This is a genomic window from bacterium (genome assembly GCA_035281585.1).
In the GTDB taxonomy this organism is placed as follows: domain Bacteria; phylum UBA10199; class UBA10199; order DSSB01; family DSSB01; genus DATEDP01.
Genome location: DATEDP010000010.1, coordinates 1 through 2,132, shown reverse-complemented (window position 1 = coordinate 2,132; position 2,132 = coordinate 1). Strand labels below are relative to the sequence as shown.

The following is a 2,132-nucleotide window of genomic DNA, read 5'->3' as shown; positions in this document are numbered from 1 at the left end:
GCCATGCAGTTCCATTACGTCGACGGCGCCATTCCGCGCGATGACGTGATGAGCCTGCGCGGCAAGCGGGTAGCGCCGGTGGGAATCGCCCGGCTCCCGACCTACCTGCAAGACGTCCAGGGCAAGGTCGATCCTTTCGCCTTCCTCTTTCACGACGGCTTTTTCCACGCGCCCCAGGATTCGGCCAAACGCGGCATCTTCCCCGAGGCCACCCACCGGCTCTACCGCTTGCTCCAACGGCATCCGGTGGATCCCAGTGAAAACACTCTTTCGCATCTTTCCGAGCTGATCGAATGGACCAACGAGGACGGCAGTCCCAACCACTTCGGGCGGGTGCTGCCGGCGCTCACCCGTGACATCTTGGCCGAGGCCCGGAAAGAACCCGATGTTGCCCTCCGCAACCGGGATTTGAACGAGATTCACCGGCTGACCCAAGCTTTGGAGGGAATCGCGGCCCGTCTCCCCGAAGCCGGCCCCCAAGCCGAGGCCCAAGCCGAATTCGCCGCCCAAGTCGCGGAGCTGCGGCGGGCTTTGGACATCGACTCGCTGCCGCGGAACATCGAATATCCACCCGAGCTCGAAGCCGCTTGGCAGAGAGTGGAAGCCGCCTGGGCCGAGCCGGCCTATTTCAACGGCAGCCGCGAGGAGTTGGCCGCCCGCCGGCCCCATCCCGACGACGTCGACGCGATCTGGCTTCATCAGGCCATGGACTACGTTCGCCGGCGCGGCGCCGAGCCCGAGGTCTTCGACATCGGCGAGCTGCGCTATCAGCGGAACGCCGAGGGTCAGCCGCTTTTCGACTCCGATTTCTTCGATCAGGTGATGGCGGTCTTGGGCGAGCGGGGCCGGGAAGGCTCCTTGGCTCGCCGGGTGGTTCGGGCCCGTTTTAACGATCGGCTGATCTCGGATGCCGACATGAAAGCGCCCCATTTGCGCTATTTGGACCTTTCGCCCATGATCGGGGACGTGACGGCCTTCACGGACGGAAGACTGAGTCTTTCCGAGTCTCGGTCCGACAGCGCTTTGGCCCGAGTGGACTATCCCTCCTTGAGCCTGACCGAGGCGGTTCTCCGGGCCGCTGCCGGAGACCGGGCCTCCCAATTCCATCCCGTTCCGGGAACCATTTCCCGCGACCGCACCATCTCTTACCGCTCCAAACGGGTTTCACCGGTCGGCATGGCCCGCGGTCTGATCCACATCGAGCATCTTGGCCACGAAGTGCATCCGCTTTGCTTTACCGGCCACGACGCCATGTTTCACGCGGTCCGGGATTCGGAGCACTCCGATCCCTTTCCTGAAGTGGGAGGCTGGTATTATCGAGCCTTGGAACGTCGCTTGCCGCCAGGCCGCTTGCGCGAAGTCATGCTGGACAATCTGGCCGATTCCAACTTCGGCGGAGTCGGTGGGGCATTAAATGAATTCCTCGATGCCGCGCTCGATCCCCTGCGAATGGCGATCCTTGACAGCCAAAAGGATCGGAGCTTCGAGGAGAGGCGGGCCGCGATGGAAGAAACGAGTGCGGTCCTTGGGGGGCTAAGGACGATTTTAGCCGAGGATGCCCCGGGTCAACCCTTTCTCGCACCCCGAGTGCGGATTTTTTCGGATCACCTTGACCGATATTCCCGGCAGCTCGAGCGGGTTCGGCGAGTCGCCGAGGAGTATCGCGCCGCCGGCGTCGAGGTCTCGCCGCCTCTCTACGACATGGCAACGCTGGACGCGATCGAGCGGATCGAGAGCCGTTTTCGGGAGCCCGGTTATCTTGAGGGCAGCCGCGAGGAGCTGAAGCGGAAGAGGGTGGACCTCGCCGACGCCGACAAGCTTTGGGCCGTCCAGGCCCGCGATTTCATCCGGCTGATTCCCCAAGCCGCCGATCCGACCTTGTCCGATGTGACTTATCTGCTGCGCCCGCCGGCCGGCCGTCACGATTACAATGTGCAGGACGTCGCGCTGCTGGAAGGCGCCATCGCCCGCTTGGAGCGGAAGGGGGCGATTTACGACGAGGCTCGGGGAGTCACCTTGATCAATCTGCCGGCAAGTTTCATGGTCACCGACCTCGAATACACCCACCCCGAACGAAAATTCCTGCGCTTCGATACCTTCCTCAACGACCTGGAAGCCCACCTCAACTACCG

1 protein-coding gene is annotated in these 2,132 nt (G+C 63.3%); it reads left to right on the top strand.

Annotation, left to right across the window (positions count from 1 at the left end; translation table 11 throughout):
• Window positions 1–2,132: hypothetical protein (locus VJR29_00370; GenBank protein HKY61847.1), on the top strand; the 2,132-nt coding region annotated here is incomplete at both ends.